The organism is Peptidiphaga sp., from assembly GCF_057238965.1.
Map to the genome: position 1 here is coordinate 6,495 of NZ_DBHHEV010000069.1, position 6,318 is coordinate 12,812.

Below are 6,318 nucleotides of genomic sequence, written 5' to 3' on the forward strand. Positions count from 1 at the left end.
ACGGCGCGCGCCGCCCCCTTTTCGGCGACCTTCTGGGCTTTGAGCTGCACTTCAACCCCGGAGCGGCATTCTCCTTTCTCACCGGTTCCACGTGGATCTTCACCGCCGTCGCGGCGGTGGTGGTCCTCGCCCTTCCGCTGTGGATCAGGCGCACGTCGTCGCGCCCATGGACGATCACGCTGGGGGTCGTATGGGGCGGAGCGGCGGGCAATCTCGTTGACAGGCTCTTTCGACAGCCGGGCTTCGGCCGCGGCCACGTCGTCGATTTCATCGCCTACGGGCGTTGGTTTATCGGAAATGTGGCGGATATCGCACTCGTTCTCGGGATCGTCGTCATCGTCGTTCTCTCTTGGTTTTCCGTGCCTTTTGACGGGGAGCCAGGGCACAGAGGCGAACAAGCGGGCGAGGCCGATGCCGGGGAGGGCCGTGAAGGCCAAGCTAACGGCGTTGCGGAGGCGAGGCGCCCGGGCGAAGGCGTCGCGGTCACAGCCGAAGACGGCGCTGCGGCGCGTCTGAGCTCGGGCGGGGCGGGCGAGGACGCGATTTCCGACGCCGAAAAGCCCGACGGGTCGGGCGAAAACGCTGGGCTCTCAGCTCGACGGGACAATCTCGGGCATGCCTGAAAGGCGCTTTTACCCGGTCCCCGACGGGCTGGCCGGAGATAGGATCGACTTTGTCCTTTCCCGAATGACCGGCCTTTCCCGGAGCGTTTGCGCCGCGGCAGTCCAGAAGGGCGAGGCATGGATAGACGGGGCGGTCGCTTCCAAATCCGACCGTGTCCCCTCCGGGGCGGTTCTGGAAATCCTTGTCCCAGACCCGCCGTCGCTGGAGCCGCGGCCTTCGGCAGAGGGGATCGTCAGGCTCTATGAGGACGAGGACGTCGTCGTCGTCGACAAGCCCGCGGGCATGGCGGCCCATCCCTCGCTCAACTTCGAGGGCCCGGACGTGCTTGGAACCCTCATGGCCGAAGGCGTAAAACTTACCACGCATGGCCCCCAGGAGCGGAAGGGCATCGTCCACAGGCTGGACGTCGGAACGACCGGCTGCATGGTGGTCGCCAAATCGGAGGCCGCCTACTCGGCGCTCAAGCGCGCCTTTCGAGACCGGACCGTCGAGAAGGTCTACCATGCGCTGGTGCAGGGCCATCCCGATCCGATGTCGGGAACGATCGAAGCCCCCATCGGCCGCGACACTCGGCGCCAGTGGAAGATGGGCGTGCGCGCCGACGGGCGCCCGAGCGTCACCCACTACGAGGCCCTCGAAGCGACGGCCGGCGCGAGCTTGCTGGAGGTCCGTCTGGAGACGGGCCGGACGCATCAGATTCGGGTCCATATGTCGGCGATGTCGCATCCGTGCGTCGGCGACGACATGTACGGGGCAGATCCGACGCTCTCGGCGAAGCTCGGCCTTGCGCGGCAATGGCTTCACGCCGTCCGCCTGGGATTCGAGCATCCGACGTCGGGGGAGTGGGTCGCCTTCGCCTCTCCGTATCCGGAGGATCTGCGAAGCTCGCTCGAGGCGATGCGCGAGGGCGTCTTCCGTTGAGAAACCCGGCTGCCGGGCATCGTGCCGCCGGAGCCTTCGGACGGCGGATTCCGCCTGGAGAACCCCTTTTGTCGCAAGCGCGTTCGGCCGCCGATTCTCGTCTCCTAGCGAAGGCGGCCGCGTCCTGAGGCGAGTGGCGGACGCTCCGCGTAGACTGGGCCCATGGCCAAAGACTTCGCGCATCTGCACGTCCACACCGAATATTCGATGCTCGACGGGGCGGCGAAGATCAAGAAGCTCGTGGCCCAGGCCAAGGCCCAGAACCAGAAGGCCGTGGCGATCACGGACCACGGGTATTGCTTCGGGGCCTACGAGTTTTACAAAGAGTGCAAGGCCCAGGGGGTCAAGCCGATCATCGGCGTCGAAGCGTATATGACGCCGGGAACCTCCCGTTTCGGCTCGGACCGGGTGCTCTGGGGCGAGGAGGGCCAGAGGGCCGACGACGTCTCTGCACGCGGCGCCTACACCCACATGACGCTTCTGGCCTATGACAATAGAGGGCTTCACAACCTTTTCCGCATGGACTCGCGCGCCTCGCTCGAAGGCCAGATGGGCAAATGGCCGCGGATGGACATGGACCTTCTGGAGACGTACCACGAGGGGCTCATCGCCACGGCCGGGTGCCCCTCCGGCGAAGTCCAGACCCGGCTGCGCCTCGGGCAGTTCGACGAAGCCTACGAGGCGGCCGGACGCATGCAGGACCTGTTCGGCAAAGAGAACTACTACGTCGAGGTCATGGACCACGACAACGCCATCGAAAAGCGCGTGCGCAACGAGCTTCTCGACCTCGCCCGAAAGATCGACGCCCCTCTGCTCGCGACGAACGACTCGCATTACGTCGAGGCAGGCGACGCGCCCATCCAGGACGCGATGCTGTGCATCAACTCCGGTTCGACGCTCCAGGACCCGGACCGTTTCACCTTCGACGGCACGGGTTACCACTTGCGCACCTCCGAGGAAATGCACGAACTTTTCGGCGACCTTCCCGGGGCGTGCGAGAACACCCTGCTTGTCGCCGAACGCTGCAACGTCTCCTTCACCACGGCCGACGAGGGCGCGAACTACATGCCGGTCTTTCCCGTCCCCGAAGGCGAGGACATCACCTCGTGGTTCGTCAAGGAGGTCGATCGCGGCCTGCATGTGCGCTTCGGCGAGAAGATTCCGGCCGACGTGCGCGAGCGCGCCGACTACGAGGTGAGCGTCATCTTGCAGATGGGCTTTCCCGGGTACTTCCTCGTCGTCTCCGATTACATCCTGTGGGCCAAGCGCAACGGGATCAGAGTGGGGCCTGGGCGCGGCTCCGGCGCCGGGTCGATGGTGGCCTACGCCCTGCAGATCACTGAGCTCGACCCGATTCGCCACGGCCTGCTCTTCGAGAGGTTCCTCAATCCCGAACGGGTTTCGATGCCCGACATCGACGTCGATTTCGACGAGCGCAGGCGAGGGGAGGTCATTGAGTACGTCGAGAAGAAGTACGGGGCTGAGAAGGTCTCCCAGGTGGTGACTTTCGGAACGATCAAAACCAAGCAGGCGCTCAAGGATTCGGCGCGGGTGCTCGGCTATCCGTTCGAAATGGGGGAGCGGATGACGAAAGCCCTCCCTCCGACCGTCCAGGGCAAGGACATCGCGCTAGCTGACATCCACAACGAAAAGGCCGAGAGGTTCGTCGAGGCGGGTGATTTCCGCCAGCTTGTGGCGGGCGACCAGGACGCCTCCAAGGTCTTCGATTTGGCCCAGGGCCTGGCCGGCCTCACGCGCCAGTGGGGCGTGCACGCCTGTGCCGTGCTCATGTGCTCCGAGCCGCTCATGGATGTCATCCCGATCATGAAACGCCCGTCCGACGGCGCCACGATCACCCAGTTCGAATATCCTCTGTGCGAGGAACTGGGCGTGTTGAAGATGGACTTCCTCGGGCTGTCGAATCTGACGACGATCGAGGACGCTCTCGACAACATCGTCTACAACGGCAAGGAACGGGTGGCGATCGAGGAGATCGAGCTGGACGACCAACCCACCTTCGAGCTTCTCCAGCGGGCGGACACCCTCGGCGTCTTCCAGCTTGACGGCTCGGGCATGCGGGCGCTGCTCAAACAGATGCGGCCCACGGAGTTCGAGGACATCTCCGCCGTCTCTGCGCTGTACCGCCCCGGCCCCATGGGAATGAACTCGCACACGAACTACGCCCTGCGCAAAAACGGGCTCCAAGAGATCGCCCCGATCCACCCCGAACTCGAGGAGCCGCTGCGCGAGATTCTGGCGCCGACCTACGGCCTGATCGTCTACCAAGAGCAGGTCATGCAAATCGCGCGGGTGTGCGCAGGCTTCACAATGGGCCAAGCCGACACGCTGCGCAAGGCCATGGGCAAGAAGAAGCTCGACGTGCTGCAAAAGCAGTTCGAGGGATTTTCCGCCGGAATGCTCGCCAACGGGTATTCGAAAGAATGCGTCGACAGGCTGTGGGAGATCCTCGTTCCCTTCGCCCAGTACGCTTTCAACAAATCCCACTCGGCTTGCTACGGCGTCATCTCCTATTGGACGGCCTTCCTCAAGGCCAACTACCCGGTCGAGTTCATGGCCGCGCTTTTGACGTCGAAGAAGGACAACAAGGACAAGCTCGCCCTCTACCTCGGCGAATGCCGACGCATGGGCATCACGGTTCTCGTTCCCGACGTCAACGATTCCGATTCCGACTTCTCCGCTGTCGGCGAGCAGGTCCGTTTCGGCCTGTCAGCGGTGCGCAACGTGGGTGCGAACGTCGTCAAGGGCATCCTCGACGCCCGGCGTGAGAAGGGCGCCTTCACGTCGTTCCAGGATTTCCTCGACAAGGTTCCCCTTCAGGTGTGCAACAAGCGCGCCATCGAGTGCCTCGTCAAGGCGGGGGCGTTCGATTCCATGGGGTATTCGCGGAAGGCTCTTCTGGCGAAGGTTGAAGAGGCGGTCGACGCCGTCGTCTCGCTGAAGAAGAACGAAGCGGCCGGGCAATTCGACCTTTTTGGAGGGGCCGACGTCGATCTCGGCGCGGGCATCGACGTCGTCGTGCCTGACATCCCGGAGTGGGACAAGAAGGTGAAGCTCGACCATGAGCGCGACATGCTGGGGCTTTACGTCTCGGACCATCCGTTGTCGGGAATGGAGCATGTTCTCGATCGCGCCGCCGACACGACGATCGTCAGGCTCATGAACGAAGAGAGCGTCCAGGAGGGCTTCGTCAGCCTCGCGGGGCTGATCACGTCCGTGCAGCCGAGGGTGTCGAAGAAGAACGGCAAGCTCTGGGCGACGATCATGTTGGAGGACCTGACGGGCAGCGCGGAGATCAACTTCTTCCCCGCCACGTATCAGACGGTTTCGACGATGCTTACGCCGGACACCGTGGCCGTCGTCAAGGTGCGGGTGCAGGATCGCGACGGAACGGTCCAGCTTTCGGCCCAGGAGATGACGCTGCCCTCGGGGGATCTTCTTCCTGATTCGCCGGTCGAGCTGCAGATGCCTGAGCGCATGTGCACGGCGGAGCAGATGGCGTCCTTGGCCCGCGTCCTCTCGAGCTATCCGGGAAGCGCGCCGGTTCGCATGCATATCCACAGGCCGCACGCGACGAGCGTGGTCCAAGTGGACAGAAAGTTTTACGTCCAGCCCGGCGCAGGCCTTTTCTCCGACCTCCGCGTGCTGCTGGGCCGCAACTGCCTGAGGTGACGGTGCTGCCTGTACGGCGCCCATCCGGTCTAGTCAGTTCTCCTTGTTTTCTTCGTCAGCGAGCCCTTTGGACGTTGGCTCTATTTCTTTGGATGTTGTCTCTTCCGCTTTCGAGGCTGTCTGCTTTTGTTTTGGTTTGGGCAGGGTGATGAAGGCCGTGGCAGCGACGACGGTCAGCAGGATCATGTAGAGCCTGCGGTCCTCGCGTGCAAGATTGCACGCGGCGGTGACATTAAGACGAGCTTCCGCTCTGTCCTTCTCGTTGTCAATAGTGTATTTAGCGGCAAATTCGTCCATCATGTCGCCATCCTCGATATCGAAGAAGCTGTACATTCCGTAAGGCGTTCCGAGATAGTTCCATGCAACTGGCTGACACTTAAAGTCGCTAAAACCAGGGTTAATCGATGGTCTGCTGAGGAAAAGCCACCCGAGGACGAACAGGGTGAAAGCGACGATGAGGACGCGGACTGTGACGAAGGCTTTCTTTGTCATGGTTTCTCCAAGTATCCGAGTGGATAATCTAGGTTTGGCTGTGGTGAAGGGGGTGTGGCTGCGGCCTGTATCGGTAATCCTTGTGTTGAAACCACAGCGATTATCTTGAACTTTCAGTTGCCGTCTTCAGCGCACAGGCTGCGAGCCGTTCTCGCGTCGCCGGACAGGTCATTTGTCTTGTCCTGCGAGGCGTTGGCAACTCAAACTGATGGCTTGGTTCGCCCGGTTACGCGTCTACGCTGTGCTTGCGGTCCGTAACTTGGATTCTTGATCGGGTTACCGACGTTTTCTTGAGGGTAAAGTGACAGAGGCTAGCCTGTCGGTTGATCGCTTTCAGCAGGTATGGTCCTTGACCTTTCCTTTCTCTTTGGTTTGGGCAGGGTGATGAAGGCCGTGGCCGCAACGACGGTCAATACAGTCATGTAGAACCTTCGATCCTCGCGCGCGAGGTTGCAACCCTCGTGGAGATTCCGACTAACCCTATCGAAATACTTCTCGTCAAAGTGATTCTCATTCATAAAAGCCTCGATTTCGTCTCCATCCCCCTCAACATAACTCAGCGACGAGTAAGGTCGTTCTAGAAAGTTCCAT

Annotated in this window: 5 protein-coding genes; 3 read left to right on the plus strand and 2 right to left on the minus strand. The window is 62.1% G+C overall.

Features of this window, described 5'->3' with window-relative positions:
• From ACO48X_RS08505 to dnaE, 3 genes are all read left to right on the plus strand, one after another.
• Positions 1-623: signal peptidase II (locus ACO48X_RS08505; protein ID WP_485001655.1), on the plus strand; the 623-nt coding region annotated here is incomplete at its 5' end.
• A complete protein-coding gene (locus ACO48X_RS08510) occupies positions 616-1,545 on the plus strand; it encodes an RluA family pseudouridine synthase (protein ID WP_485001656.1) in 930 nt (309 codons plus the stop codon). The genes ACO48X_RS08505 and ACO48X_RS08510, both read left to right, overlap by 8 nt.
• A gap of 162 nt (positions 1,546-1,707) precedes the next feature.
• On the plus strand, positions 1,708-5,235 hold the full coding sequence (gene dnaE / locus ACO48X_RS08515) for a DNA polymerase III subunit alpha (RefSeq protein ID WP_485001657.1): 3,528 nt from the start codon (positions 1,708-1,710) through the stop codon (positions 5,233-5,235).
• Positions 5,236-5,268: 33 nt separating this feature from the next.
• On the opposite strand, the gene ACO48X_RS08520 is transcribed toward dnaE, so the two are convergent.
• Entirely contained in the window at positions 5,269-5,727 is a 459-nt protein-coding gene (locus ACO48X_RS08520) for a hypothetical protein (RefSeq protein WP_485001658.1), read from the minus strand.
• Between the two features lie 311 nt (positions 5,728-6,038).
• Positions 6,039-6,318, minus strand: a 280-nt coding sequence (locus tag ACO48X_RS08525; protein WP_485001659.1) for a hypothetical protein, incomplete at its 5' end; no start/stop codon positions are given.